At 49.5% G+C, this 14,723-nt stretch carries 1 protein-coding gene, 3 tRNA genes and 6 rRNA genes; all 10 read left to right on the forward strand.

Going from position 1 to position 14,723, the window contains the following annotated elements:
- The first annotated feature begins 6 nt into the window (after positions 1-6).
- The 10 genes from secA (at position 7) to CF168_RS02105 (ending at position 14,705) form a co-directional block, all read left to right on the forward strand.
- Positions 7-2,733, forward strand: coding sequence for a preprotein translocase subunit SecA (gene secA, locus CF168_RS02060; RefSeq protein ID WP_011624291.1), 2,727 nt, complete (start codon positions 7-9; stop codon positions 2,731-2,733).
- Positions 2,734-3,372: 639 nt separating this feature from the next.
- A 16S ribosomal RNA gene (locus tag CF168_RS02065) occupies positions 3,373-4,915 on the forward strand.
- A gap of 70 nt (positions 4,916-4,985) precedes the next feature.
- Positions 4,986-5,062, forward strand: a tRNA-Ile gene (locus CF168_RS02070).
- 137 nt (positions 5,063-5,199) lie between these two features.
- Positions 5,200-5,275 (forward strand) — tRNA-Ala (locus CF168_RS02075).
- A gap of 269 nt (positions 5,276-5,544) precedes the next feature.
- Positions 5,545-8,437 (forward strand): 23S ribosomal RNA (locus CF168_RS02080).
- 130 nt (positions 8,438-8,567) lie between these two features.
- Positions 8,568-8,683: ribosomal RNA gene (gene rrf, locus CF168_RS02085) — 5S ribosomal RNA — on the forward strand.
- A 33-nt stretch (positions 8,684-8,716) separates the two neighbouring features.
- Positions 8,717-8,792 (forward strand) — tRNA-Thr (locus CF168_RS02090).
- Between the two features lie 34 nt (positions 8,793-8,826).
- Positions 8,827-8,942: ribosomal RNA gene (rrf, locus tag CF168_RS02095) — 5S ribosomal RNA — on the forward strand.
- Between the two features lie 1,020 nt (positions 8,943-9,962).
- Positions 9,963-11,505 (forward strand): 16S ribosomal RNA (locus CF168_RS02100).
- A gap of 306 nt (positions 11,506-11,811) precedes the next feature.
- Positions 11,812-14,705, forward strand: a 23S ribosomal RNA gene (locus tag CF168_RS02105).
- The 16S, 23S and 5S rRNA genes sit together here with 3 tRNA genes alongside, the layout of an rRNA operon.
- Positions 14,706-14,723 lie beyond the last annotated feature (18 nt).

Below are 14,723 nucleotides of genomic sequence, written 5' to 3' on the forward strand. Positions count from 1 at the left end.
ATTCAGATGTTTGGTAAATTACTGACAAAAGTATTTGGTAGTCGCAACGACCGTACCCTCAAAGGGTTACAAAAAGTAGTTAATAAGATTAATGCGCTTGAAGCCGATTATGAAAAATTAACCGATGAGCAGCTTAAGGCGAAAACCGCCGAGTTCCGCGAGCGTTTAGCTGCCGGAGCTTCGTTAGAGAGCATTATGGCGGAAGCCTTCGCAACCGTGCGCGAAGCATCCAAGCGAGTGTTCGAGATGCGTCACTTCGACGTACAGTTACTCGGTGGTATGGTGCTCGACAGTAACCGCATCGCTGAAATGCGCACCGGTGAAGGTAAAACCTTAACCGCAACTCTGCCAGCCTATTTAAATGCCTTAACCGGCAAAGGCGTTCACGTTATTACCGTCAACGATTACTTAGCCCGTCGTGACGCGGAAAATAACCGCCCACTGTTCGAATTCTTAGGCTTAACTGTCGGCATTAACGTCGCAGGTTTGGGTCAGCAGGCGAAAAAAGACGCCTACAACGCCGATATTACCTACGGCACCAACAACGAATTTGGTTTCGACTATCTGCGCGACAACATGGCATTCTCGCCACAAGAGCGTGTTCAACGTCCATTGCACTATGCACTGATCGACGAAGTCGACTCAATCCTTATCGACGAAGCTCGTACGCCATTGATTATCTCTGGTGCTGCGGAAGACAGCTCTGAGCTATACATCAAGATCAACACGCTTATCCCGAATCTTATCCGTCAAGATAAGGAAGACTCTGAAGAGTATGTGGGTGAGGGGGACTACAGCATCGATGAAAAAGCCAAACAAGTGCATTTCACCGAGCGTGGTCAAGAGAAGGTTGAGAACCTATTGATTGAGCGCGGCATGTTAGCCGAAGGCGACTCACTCTACTCAGCGGCAAACATTTCTCTGTTGCACCATGTGAACGCTGCGCTGCGTGCTCATACTCTGTTTGAACGCGATGTTGACTATATCGTTCAAGACGGTGAAGTGATCATCGTTGACGAACACACTGGCCGTACTATGCCAGGTCGTCGTTGGTCAGAAGGCTTACACCAAGCCGTTGAAGCCAAAGAAGGCGTTCGTATCCAAAACGAAAACCAAACCCTGGCATCGATTACCTTCCAAAACTACTTCCGTTTATATGAGAAGTTAGCGGGTATGACAGGTACAGCCGATACCGAGGCGTTCGAGTTCCAACACATCTATGGTTTAGATACTGTGGTTGTGCCTACGAACCGTCCAATGGTTCGTAAGGATATGGCCGATCTGGTTTACCTCACGGCTAATGAAAAATACCAAGCGATCATTAAAGACATTAAAGACTGCCGTGAACGTGGTCAGCCAGTATTGGTGGGTACGGTTTCCATCGAACAGTCTGAACTGTTAGCGCGTTTGATGGTGAAGGAGAAGATCCCGCATCAAGTGCTTAACGCTAAGTTCCACGAAAAAGAAGCCGAAATTGTTGCCCAAGCGGGTCGTACTGGCGCCGTGACTATTGCGACTAACATGGCGGGTCGTGGTACCGACATCGTGTTAGGCGGCAACTGGAATATGGAAATCGAAGCCCTCGAGAATCCAACTGCTGAGCAAAAAGCTAAAATCAAGGCCGACTGGCAAGAGCGTCACGATGCCGTAGTCGCCGCCGGTGGTTTACATATTTTAGGTACTGAGCGCCACGAATCTCGCCGTATCGATAACCAGCTACGTGGTCGTGCGGGTCGTCAAGGTGACGCGGGTTCTTCACGTTTCTACCTTTCTATGGAAGATAGCTTAATGCGCATCTTCGCCTCGGATCGTGTCTCAGGCATGATGAAGAAACTGGGGATGGAAGAAGGCGAAGCAATCGAGCATCCATGGGTTTCTCGTGCGATTGAAAACGCTCAACGTAAAGTGGAAGCGCGTAACTTTGATATTCGTAAGCAACTGCTCGAATTTGACGACGTCGCAAACGACCAGCGCCAAGTGGTTTACGCACAGCGCAACGAGTTGATGGATGCCGAAAGTATCGAAGACACCATCAAAAACATACAAGACGATGTGATCAGTGCGGTGATCGATCAATACATTCCACCACAATCAGTGGAAGAGTTATGGGATGTGCCAGGATTAGAGCAACGTTTACAGCAAGAATTTATGCTGAAACTGCCAATCCAAGAATGGCTAGATAAAGAAGACGACTTACACGAAGAAACATTGCGTGAGCGTATCATCACTTCTTGGTCTGATGCGTATAAAGCAAAAGAAGAAATGGTTGGTGCGCCAGTACTGCGCCAGTTCGAAAAAGCCGTGATGCTACAAACCCTCGATGGTCTGTGGAAAGAACACTTAGCGGCAATGGATCACTTACGCCAAGGTATCCACTTACGTGGTTACGCCCAGAAGAATCCAAAGCAAGAATATAAGCGCGAGTCTTTCGAGCTGTTCCAGCAATTACTGTCGACCTTAAAGCATGACGTCATTAGCGTGCTATCTAAGGTACAAGTACAAGCACAGTCAGACGTAGAAGAGATGGAAGCTCGTCGTCGTGAAGAAGATGCCAAGATCCAACGTGACTATCAGCACGCAGCAGCCGAAGCCTTAGTAGGTGGGGATGATGGTAGCGACGAGATGATGGCTCATACGCCAATGATCCGCGATGGCGATAAAGTGGGGCGTAACGATCCTTGTCCTTGTGGCTCAGGCCGCAAGTATAAGCAGTGTCACGGCAAGCTAAGCTAATTCAATACGTGAACTCATTTTAAAAGGCGACTGTAATAGTCGCCTTTTTCATACCTGCCGCTTTATAAGTGCTTTAACTCTTCACCAACCATAAAACCCTACGGCGATAAATCCTAACCAGTATCACTGCACTAAAACTAACCACTTTTATCTGTTTTGTGGATAAGTTTGAGGATAAATAGTGGGTATTTTGTGACTAACTGAATGTATTGAAAAAAGATCAAAAAAACCGAAAAAAGCCCTTGCGTAAAAAGTTCTGCTGCCTATAATGCGCATCCACTGACACGGCAGACAGCGATACGCAGTTTCAAGTGCCAGTTCATCGAGTGATTTACTCCTCGATGAGCGAAAAGAAAGTTGCAAAAACTACTTGACGCAAAAACGGGAATGCGTAGAATACGCAGCCCTGACCCGCTGAAATCACTTGCGATAAGGCGATGGTCAACGCTCTTTAACAATTTATCAAGCAAATCTGTGTGGACACTCACAGGTGTTGAGTTAATCGAAATTACTCTGTCGTTTGGCGAGTAATCAAAATTTAAATCAATGAGTGAGTGTTCATAGCAATATGTACAACGACTTATTAAGTTAAGTCGATTCAGAATTCATTGAGTCGAATCTTCGGATTCACAAAACTTTTAATTGAAGAGTTTGATCATGGCTCAGATTGAACGCTGGCGGCAGGCCTAACACATGCAAGTCGAGCGGCAGCACAAGTAAGTTTACTTATGAGGTGGCGAGCGGCGGACGGGTGAGTAATGCCTAGGGATCTGCCCAGTCGAGGGGGATAACAGTTGGAAACGACTGCTAATACCGCATACGCCCTACGGGGGAAAGAGGGGGACTTTCGGGCCTCTCGCGATTGGATGAACCTAGGTGGGATTAGCTAGTTGGTGAGGTAATGGCTCACCAAGGCGACGATCCCTAGCTGTTCTGAGAGGATGATCAGCCACACTGGGACTGAGACACGGCCCAGACTCCTACGGGAGGCAGCAGTGGGGAATATTGCACAATGGGGGAAACCCTGATGCAGCCATGCCGCGTGTGTGAAGAAGGCCTTCGGGTTGTAAAGCACTTTCAGTAGGGAGGAAAGGTTGTAAGTTAATACCTTGCAGCTGTGACGTTACCTACAGAAGAAGGACCGGCTAACTCCGTGCCAGCAGCCGCGGTAATACGGAGGGTCCAAGCGTTAATCGGAATTACTGGGCGTAAAGCGTGCGCAGGCGGTTTGTTAAGCGAGATGTGAAAGCCCCGGGCTCAACCTGGGAATTGCATTTCGAACTGGCAAACTAGAGTCTTGTAGAGGGGGGTAGAATTCCAGGTGTAGCGGTGAAATGCGTAGAGATCTGGAGGAATACCGGTGGCGAAGGCGGCCCCCTGGACAAAGACTGACGCTCAGGCACGAAAGCGTGGGGAGCAAACAGGATTAGATACCCTGGTAGTCCACGCCGTAAACGATGTCTACTCGGAGTTTGGTGTCTTGAACACTGGGCTCTCAAGCTAACGCATTAAGTAGACCGCCTGGGGAGTACGGCCGCAAGGTTAAAACTCAAATGAATTGACGGGGGCCCGCACAAGCGGTGGAGCATGTGGTTTAATTCGATGCAACGCGAAGAACCTTACCTACTCTTGACATCCAGAGAATTCGCTAGAGATAGCTTAGTGCCTTCGGGAACTCTGAGACAGGTGCTGCATGGCTGTCGTCAGCTCGTGTTGTGAAATGTTGGGTTAAGTCCCGCAACGAGCGCAACCCCTATCCTTATTTGCCAGCACGTAATGGTGGGAACTCTAGGGAGACTGCCGGTGATAAACCGGAGGAAGGTGGGGACGACGTCAAGTCATCATGGCCCTTACGAGTAGGGCTACACACGTGCTACAATGGCGAGTACAGAGGGTTGCAAAGCCGCGAGGTGGAGCTAATCTCACAAAGCTCGTCGTAGTCCGGATTGGAGTCTGCAACTCGACTCCATGAAGTCGGAATCGCTAGTAATCGTGGATCAGAATGCCACGGTGAATACGTTCCCGGGCCTTGTACACACCGCCCGTCACACCATGGGAGTGGGCTGCAAAAGAAGTGGGTAGCTTAACCTTCGGGAGGGCGCTCACCACTTTGTGGTTCATGACTGGGGTGAAGTCGTAACAAGGTAGCCCTAGGGGAACCTGGGGCTGGATCACCTCCTTACCTATACGACTAACTCGATGTTTGTTGAGTGTTCACACAGATTTGCTTGATAGAAGATAGAGTAAAAGATGGGTCTGTAGCTCAGCTGGTTAGAGCGCACCCCTGATAAGGGTGAGGTCGGTGGTTCAAGTCCACTCTGACCCACCAATCCTTCCTTCTCAGCGTTGAAAAGTGACTCGTTTAGTGAACTAAACGTCGCCACTGTCCGCCTTGATAAGAAATGATTGGCAAACCAATCCTTTAAGAGGTTTGGAACATCTTATTTGCTCGCACTGCATGTAAATGGGGCTATAGCTCAGCTGGGAGAGCGCCTGCCTTGCACGCAGGAGGTCTGCGGTTCGATCCCGCATAGCTCCACCATTTACTGCAATCTGGTTAGAGATGCCAAAGATAAACTGAAAAATTATCTTTGGCTTTTTTAAGCCCGCTCTTTAACAATTTGGAAAGCTGATAGTAATTAATACAATGATGTCTGTCGTTGTGTTAATACGAAAAAAATTGAGTTCTTAAAACACTTTTTAAGTGTCTTGAATATTCAAGTCTAAGGCGAGTCCATTTCCTTGGTCGGAAATGAGACAAGTAAAACCAGCTGGTCGCAACAATTCAAGTGAAACTCATTTGGGTTGTATGGTTAAGCGACTAAGCGTATACGGTGGATGCCTTGGCAGTCAGAGGCGATGAAGGACGTAGTAACTTGCGAAAAGCGTTGGCGAGCTAGTAACAAGCATTTGAGCTAACGATGTCCGAATGGGGGAACCCAGCAGCATAAGCTGTTATCACTACATGAATACATAGTGTAGTGAGGCAAACGAGGGGAACTGAAACATCTAAGTACCCTTAGGAAAAGAAATCAACCGAGATTCCCCTAGTAGCGGCGAGCGAACGGGGATTAGCCCTTAAGTCAGAGGGGTGTTAGTGGAATGGTCTGGAAAGTCCAGCGGCACAGGGTGATAGCCCCGTACACGAAAACTAACCTTTGATGAAAACGAGTAAGGCGGGACACGTGATATCCTGTTTGAATATGGGGGGACCATCCTCCAAGGCTAAATACTCCTGACTGACCGATAGTGAACCAGTACCGTGAGGGAAAGGCGAAAAGAACCCCTGTGAGGGGAGTGAAATAGAACCTGAAACCGTATACGTACAAGCAGTGGGAGCGGTACTTGAGACCGTGACTGCGTACCTTTTGTATAATGGGTCAGCGACTTACGTTTTGTAGCGAGGTTAAGCGAATAGCGGAGCCGTAGGGAAACCGAGTGTTAACTGCGCGTTTAGTTGCAAGGCGTAGACCCGAAACCCGGTGATCTAGCCATGGGCAGGTTGAAGGTTGAGTAACATCAACTGGAGGACCGAACCGACTAATGTTGAAAAATTAGCGGATGACTTGTGGCTGGGGGTGAAAGGCCAATCAAACCGGGAGATATCTGGTTCTCCTCGAAAGCTATTTAGGTAGCGCCTCGGACGAACACCTTTGGGGGTAGAGCACTGTTAAGGCTAGGGGGTCATCCCGACTTACCAACCCTTTGCAAACTCCGAATACCAAAGAGTGCTATCCGGGAGACAGACGGCGGGTGCTAACGTCCGTCGTCAAAAGGGAAACAACCCAGACCGTCAGCTAAGGTCCCAAAGTGTATGTTAAGTGGGAAACGATGTGGGAAGGCTTAGACAGCTAGGATGTTGGCTTAGAAGCAGCCATCATTTAAAGAAAGCGTAATAGCTCACTAGTCGAGTCGGCCTGCGCGGAAGATGTAACGGGGCTAAACATACCACCGAAGCTACGGGTGCAATCCATTAGGGTTGCGCGGTAGAGGAGCGTTCTGTAAGCCGTTGAAGGTGAAGGGGTAACCCACGCTGGAGGTATCAGAAGTGCGAATGCTGACATGAGTAACGATAAAGGGGGTGAAAAACCCCCTCGCCGAAAGACCAAGGGTTCCTGTCCAACGTTAATCGGGGCAGGGTGAGTCGACCCCTAAGGCGAGGCCGAAAGGCGTAGTCGATGGGAAACAGATTAATATTTCTGTACTTCCGCTAACTGCGATGGAGAGACGGAGAAGGCTAGGCTAGCGCGGCGTTGGTAGTCCGCGTTTAAGGTGGTAGGTGGGTGACTTAGGCAAATCCGGGTCACTATACACTGAGAGCTGATGACGAGTCCCCAAGGGGATGAAGTAGTTGATGCCATGCTTCCAGGAAAATCTTCTAAGCTTCAGGTTAGCGGGAATCGTACCCCAAACCGACACAGGTGGTCGGGTAGAGAATACCAAGGCGCTTGAGAGAACTCGGCTGAAGGAACTAGGCAAAATGGTACCGTAACTTCGGGAGAAGGTACGCTGCTGTTGGTGATGGGACTTGCTCCCTAAGCTGACGGCAGTCGCAGATACCAGGTGGCTGCAACTGTTTATCAAAAACACAGCACTGTGCAAAATCGCAAGATGACGTATACGGTGTGACGCCTGCCCGGTGCCGGAAGGTTAATTGATTGGGTTATCGCAAGAGAAGCTCATGATCGAAGCCCCGGTAAACGGCGGCCGTAACTATAACGGTCCTAAGGTAGCGAAATTCCTTGTCGGGTAAGTTCCGACCTGCACGAATGGCGTAATGATGGCCACGCTGTCTCCAGCCGAGACTCAGTGAAGTTGAAATTGCGGTGAAGATGCCGTATACCCGCGGCTAGACGGAAAGACCCCGTGAACCTTTACTATAGCTTGGCACTGAACATTGACCCTACATGTGTAGGATAGGTGGGAGACTTTGAAGCGGGAACGCTAGTTCACGTGGAGTCGTCCTTGAAATACCACCCTTGTAGTGTTGATGTTCTAACTTGGGCCCCTAATCGGGGTTAAGGACAGTGCCTGGTGGGTAGTTTGACTGGGGCGGTCTCCTCCCAAAGAGTAACGGAGGAGCACGAAGGTTGGCTAAGTACGGTCGGACATCGTACGGTTAGTGCAATGGCATAAGCCAGCTTAACTGCGAGACAGACACGTCGAGCAGGTACGAAAGTAGGTCATAGTGATCCGGTGGTTCTGAATGGAAGGGCCATCGCTCAACGGATAAAAGGTACTCCGGGGATAACAGGCTGATACCGCCCAAGAGTTCATATCGACGGCGGTGTTTGGCACCTCGATGTCGGCTCATCACATCCTGGGGCTGAAGTCGGTCCCAAGGGTATGGCTGTTCGCCATTTAAAGTGGTACGCGAGCTGGGTTCAGAACGTCGTGAGACAGTTCGGTCCCTATCTGCCGTGGGCGTTGGATGATTGAGGGGAGTTGCTCCTAGTACGAGAGGACCGGAGTGAACGAACCGCTGGTGTTCGGGTTGTCATGCCAATGGCATTGCCCGGTAGCTATGTTCGGAATCGATAACCGCTGAAAGCATCTAAGCGGGAAGCGAGCCCCAAGATGAGTCATCCCTTGGACTTTAAGTCCACTAAAGAGCCGTTCGAGACTAGGACGTTGATAGGTCAGGTGTGTAAGCGTTGTGAGGCGTTGAGCTAACTGATACTAATGACTCGAGAGGCTTAACCATACAACCCAGATGGGTTTTGCTAAGTAGCACTTAGCTTGAATACAAACACTTAAGAAGTGCACTCAATCCAGCTTTCCGAATTAATTTACTGCCTGCATGAGATAAGACGGGTAAGTAAATAGCAAATTTGCTTGGTGACAATAGCATTGTGGTCCCACCTGATCCCATCCCGAACTCAGAAGTGAAACGCAATCGCGCCGATGGTAGTGTGGGGTCTCCCCATGTGAGAGTAGGTCATCGCCAAGCGCCTAATTAAATCATCATTGATGATAAAAAATTGCTGATATGGCTCAGTCGGTAGAGCGCATCCTTGGTAAGGATGAGGTCCCCAGTTCGATTCTGGGTATCAGCACCATACAATCTAGTGTGTTTTCCTAGAGCAAAATTTGTTTGGTGACAATAGCATTGTGGTACCACCTGATCCCATCCCGAACTCAGAAGTGAAACGCAATCGCGCCGATGGTAGTGTGGGGTCTCCCCATGTGAGAGTAGGTCATCGCCAAACGCTAAATTAAGAAAGGCCACCTTGTTAGGTGGCCTTTTTGCTTTTTAAAGTTCCTTTTTACTACGCCCCTTGTACAACGTATTTAGTTTGTGGACCTCTGTGTGCACGAGTACACTTTCATTTCGCGATTCATAATGATTTGAGCTCTTAATCAGGCCTAACATTGCTCTTTCTCTTTGCACAATGTTGCTATATACCATTGTCCTGTCAATTTGCTCCATCTTATAGGAGCAGGCGCTAGCTTTGGGCTGCTCCTCCTCGATGGAGCCCGCTACGACAAGATGTGTATCGTTCTCTTTAATGCAATGCGAAGGGTTTAAGGTTTAAGAAGAGAATGTGTAACTCCATTGAACTGGGTTTTGTTGTAAACGACATAATTAGGCTGCCTTTTTATAGAAGTCATGTTTCGAAATTACAGTGTTATTTAAAGCATCGATGCTTTAACCCACTTTAAATAACCTTTACTGCAAGTGACCTACCACCCCAATTGCGGCCTACCACAATAGTTAAAAATTTCGGAATGTGGATAACTATGGGAATAAGTGGTGGGTAGCTTGTGCCTAGTTTGGGTGTAAAAAGCGATTTGAAAAATAATGCAAAAAACCTGAAAAAAGCACTTGCACAAAAGTTTTCGGTGCCTATAATGCGCATCCACTGACACGGCAGACAGCGAAAGCAAGCGCGGTGTGAGTCAGAATCGAATGCAAAATGTGCAGTTGATTCGAAAGCCTCAAGAAGTTTGCAAAAACGCCTTGACGCGACAAGGGAAATGCGTAGAATACGCAGCCCTGACCCGCTGAGCGGTAACGCGAAAGCTGAGGTCAAATGCTCTTTAACAATCTAAACAAGAAATCTGTGTGGACACTCACAGGTGTTGAGTTAATCGAAATTACTCTGCCGTTTGGCGAGTAATCAAAATTTAAATCAATGAATGAGTGTTCATAGCAATATGTACAACGACTTATTAAGTTAAGTCGATTCAGAATTCATTGAGTCGAATCTTCGGATTCACAAAACTTTTAATTGAAGAGTTTGATCATGGCTCAGATTGAACGCTGGCGGCAGGCCTAACACATGCAAGTCGAGCGGCAGCACAAGTGAGTTTACTCATGAGGTGGCGAGCGGCGGACGGGTGAGTAATGCCTAGGGATCTGCCCAGTCGAGGGGGATAACAGTTGGAAACGACTGCTAATACCGCATACGCCCTACGGGGGAAAGAGGGGGACTTTCGGGCCTCTCGCGATTGGATGAACCTAGGTGGGATTAGCTAGTTGGTGAGGTAATGGCTCACCAAGGCGACGATCCCTAGCTGTTCTGAGAGGATGATCAGCCACACTGGGACTGAGACACGGCCCAGACTCCTACGGGAGGCAGCAGTGGGGAATATTGCACAATGGGGGAAACCCTGATGCAGCCATGCCGCGTGTGTGAAGAAGGCCTTCGGGTTGTAAAGCACTTTCAGTAGGGAGGAAAGGTTGTAAGTTAATACCTTGCAGCTGTGACGTTACCTACAGAAGAAGGACCGGCTAACTCCGTGCCAGCAGCCGCGGTAATACGGAGGGTCCAAGCGTTAATCGGAATTACTGGGCGTAAAGCGTGCGCAGGCGGTTTGTTAAGCGAGATGTGAAAGCCCCGGGCTCAACCTGGGAATTGCATTTCGAACTGGCAAACTAGAGTCTTGTAGAGGGGGGTAGAATTCCAGGTGTAGCGGTGAAATGCGTAGAGATCTGGAGGAATACCGGTGGCGAAGGCGGCCCCCTGGACAAAGACTGACGCTCAGGCACGAAAGCGTGGGGAGCAAACAGGATTAGATACCCTGGTAGTCCACGCCGTAAACGATGTCTACTCGGAGTTTGGTGTCTTGAACACTGGGCTCTCAAGCTAACGCATTAAGTAGACCGCCTGGGGAGTACGGCCGCAAGGTTAAAACTCAAATGAATTGACGGGGGCCCGCACAAGCGGTGGAGCATGTGGTTTAATTCGATGCAACGCGAAGAACCTTACCTACTCTTGACATCCAGAGAATTCGCTAGAGATAGCTTAGTGCCTTCGGGAACTCTGAGACAGGTGCTGCATGGCTGTCGTCAGCTCGTGTTGTGAAATGTTGGGTTAAGTCCCGCAACGAGCGCAACCCCTATCCTTATTTGCCAGCACGTAATGGTGGGAACTCTAGGGAGACTGCCGGTGATAAACCGGAGGAAGGTGGGGACGACGTCAAGTCATCATGGCCCTTACGAGTAGGGCTACACACGTGCTACAATGGCGAGTACAGAGGGTTGCAAAGCCGCGAGGTGGAGCTAATCTCACAAAGCTCGTCGTAGTCCGGATTGGAGTCTGCAACTCGACTCCATGAAGTCGGAATCGCTAGTAATCGTGGATCAGAATGCCACGGTGAATACGTTCCCGGGCCTTGTACACACCGCCCGTCACACCATGGGAGTGGGCTGCAAAAGAAGTGGGTAGCTTAACCTTCGGGAGGGCGCTCACCACTTTGTGGTTCATGACTGGGGTGAAGTCGTAACAAGGTAGCCCTAGGGGAACCTGGGGCTGGATCACCTCCTTACCTATACGACTAACTCGATGTTTGTTGAGTGTTCACACAGATGGCTTGTTGAACTTCTCGAAAGAGGAGGGAGAGCGAAATGCACCGCATGCCGGTAAGCATTGTTCTTTAACAATTTGGAAAGCTGATAGTAATTAACGCAATGATGTCTGTCGTTGTGTTAATACGAAAAAAATTGAGTTCTTAAAACACTTTTTAAGTGTCTTGAATATTCAAGTCTAAGGCGAGTCCATCTTCTTGGTCGAAGATGAGACAAGTAAAACCAGCTGGTCGCAACAATTCAAGTGAAACTCATTTGGGTTGTATGGTTAAGCGACTAAGCGTATACGGTGGATGCCTTGGCAGTCAGAGGCGATGAAGGACGTAGTAACTTGCGAAAAGCGTTGGCGAGCTAGTAACAAGCATTTGAGCTAACGATGTCCGAATGGGGGAACCCAGCAGCATAAGCTGTTATCACTACATGAATACATAGTGTAGTGAGGCAAACGAGGGGAACTGAAACATCTAAGTACCCTTAGGAAAAGAAATCAACCGAGATTCCCCTAGTAGCGGCGAGCGAACGGGGATTAGCCCTTAAGTCAGAGGGGTGTTAGTGGAATGGTCTGGAAAGTCCAGCGGCACAGGGTGATAGCCCCGTACACGAAAACTAACCTTTGATGAAAACGAGTAAGGCGGGACACGTGATATCCTGTTTGAATATGGGGGGACCATCCTCCAAGGCTAAATACTCCTGACTGACCGATAGTGAACCAGTACCGTGAGGGAAAGGCGAAAAGAACCCCTGTGAGGGGAGTGAAATAGAACCTGAAACCGTATACGTACAAGCAGTGGGAGCGGTACTTGAGACCGTGACTGCGTACCTTTTGTATAATGGGTCAGCGACTTACGTTTTGTAGCGAGGTTAAGCGAATAGCGGAGCCGTAGGGAAACCGAGTGTTAACTGCGCGTTTAGTTGCAAGGCGTAGACCCGAAACCCGGTGATCTAGCCATGGGCAGGTTGAAGGTTGAGTAACATCAACTGGAGGACCGAACCGACTAATGTTGAAAAATTAGCGGATGACTTGTGGCTGGGGGTGAAAGGCCAATCAAACCGGGAGATATCTGGTTCTCCTCGAAAGCTATTTAGGTAGCGCCTCGGACGAACACCTTTGGGGGTAGAGCACTGTTAAGGCTAGGGGGTCATCCCGACTTACCAACCCTTTGCAAACTCCGAATACCAAAGAGTGCTATCCGGGAGACAGACGGCGGGTGCTAACGTCCGTCGTCAAAAGGGAAACAACCCAGACCGTCAGCTAAGGTCCCAAAGTGTATGTTAAGTGGGAAACGATGTGGGAAGGCTTAGACAGCTAGGATGTTGGCTTAGAAGCAGCCATCATTTAAAGAAAGCGTAATAGCTCACTAGTCGAGTCGGCCTGCGCGGAAGATGTAACGGGGCTAAACATACCACCGAAGCTACGGGTGCAATCCATTAGGGTTGCGCGGTAGAGGAGCGTTCTGTAAGCCGTTGAAGGTGAAGGGGTAACCCACGCTGGAGGTATCAGAAGTGCGAATGCTGACATGAGTAACGATAAAGGGGGTGAAAAACCCCCTCGCCGAAAGACCAAGGGTTCCTGTCCAACGTTAATCGGGGCAGGGTGAGTCGACCCCTAAGGCGAGGCCGAAAGGCGTAGTCGATGGGAAACAGATTAATATTTCTGTACTTCCGCTAACTGCGATGGAGAGACGGAGAAGGCTAGGCTAGCGCGGCGTTGGTAGTCCGCGTTTAAGGTGGTAGGTGGAATGCTTAGGCAAATCCGGGCGTTCTTAACACTGAGAGCTGATGACGAGTCCCCAAGGGGATGAAGTAGTTGATGCCATGCTTCCAGGAAAATCTTCTAAGCTTCAGGTTAGCGGGAATCGTACCCCAAACCGACACAGGTGGTCGGGTAGAGAATACCAAGGCGCTTGAGAGAACTCGGCTGAAGGAACTAGGCAAAATGGTACCGTAACTTCGGGAGAAGGTACGCTGCTGTTGGTGATGGGACTTGCTCCCTAAGCTGACGGCAGTCGCAGATACCAGGTGGCTGCAACTGTTTATCAAAAACACAGCACTGTGCAAAATCGCAAGATGACGTATACGGTGTGACGCCTGCCCGGTGCCGGAAGGTTAATTGATTGGGTTATCGCAAGAGAAGCTCATGATCGAAGCCCCGGTAAACGGCGGCCGTAACTATAACGGTCCTAAGGTAGCGAAATTCCTTGTCGGGTAAGTTCCGACCTGCACGAATGGCGTAATGATGGCCACGCTGTCTCCAGCCGAGACTCAGTGAAGTTGAAATTGCGGTGAAGATGCCGTATACCCGCGGCTAGACGGAAAGACCCCGTGAACCTTTACTATAGCTTGGCACTGAACATTGACCCTACATGTGTAGGATAGGTGGGAGACTTTGAAGCGGGAACGCTAGTTCACGTGGAGTCGTCCTTGAAATACCACCCTTGTAGTGTTGATGTTCTAACTTGGGCCCCTAATCGGGGTTAAGGACAGTGCCTGGTGGGTAGTTTGACTGGGGCGGTCTCCTCCCAAAGAGTAACGGAGGAGCACGAAGGTTGGCTAAGTACGGTCGGACATCGTACGGTTAGTGCAATGGCATAAGCCAGCTTAACTGCGAGACAGACACGTCGAGCAGGTACGAAAGTAGGTCATAGTGATCCGGTGGTTCTGAATGGAAGGGCCATCGCTCAACGGATAAAAGGTACTCCGGGGATAACAGGCTGATACCGCCCAAGAGTTCATATCGACGGCGGTGTTTGGCACCTCGATGTCGGCTCATCACATCCTGGGGCTGAAGTCGGTCCCAAGGGTATGGCTGTTCGCCATTTAAAGTGGTACGCGAGCTGGGTTCAGAACGTCGTGAGACAGTTCGGTCCCTATCTGCCGTGGGCGTTGGATGATTGAGGGGAGTTGCTCCTAGTACGAGAGGACCGGAGTGAACGAACCGCTGGTGTTCGGGTTGTCATGCCAATGGCATTGCCCGGTAGCTATGTTCGGAATCGATAACCGCTGAAAGCATCTAAGCGGGAAGCGAGCCCCAAGATGAGTCATCCCTTGGACTTTAAGTCCACTAAAGAGCCGTTCGAGACTAGGACGTTGATAGGTCAGGTGTGTAAGCGTTGTGAGGCGTTGAGCTAACTGATACTAATGACTCGAGAGGCTTAACCATACAACCCAGATGGGTTTT

This window comes from Shewanella bicestrii (assembly GCF_002216875.1).
Taxonomy (GTDB): Bacteria; Pseudomonadota; Gammaproteobacteria; order Enterobacterales; family Shewanellaceae; genus Shewanella; species Shewanella seohaensis.